Annotated in this window: 1 pseudogene; it reads left to right on the forward strand. The window is 77.4% G+C overall.

The features are described from left to right. Positions 1-230: pseudogene (locus JNW98_RS30920) on the forward strand (YibE/F family protein); the annotation flags it as partial.

Below are 230 nucleotides of genomic sequence, written 5' to 3' on the forward strand. Positions count from 1 at the left end.
CCACAGTCACAGCCACGGGCCCGCCGCTCCCGTCTCCGGGCGGCTGCGCAAGGTGATCGCGGCGGTGCTGATCCCGTTCGCGGCGGCGGTGCTGACGGGGCTGGTGGTGCTGTGGCCGGGGGGCGCGCCGTCGCATCCGCACACCGGACTCGGGTTCGACCGGCACACGGAGGCGGGGCGGGTGGTGAAGCTGGAGGAGGTGCCCTGTGCCGGGGGCGCGGGCGGCGCGG

The sequence above is a fragment of the Streptomyces huiliensis genome, from assembly GCF_020037025.1.
In the GTDB taxonomy this organism is placed as follows: domain Bacteria; phylum Actinomycetota; class Actinomycetes; order Streptomycetales; family Streptomycetaceae; genus Streptomyces; species Streptomyces huiliensis.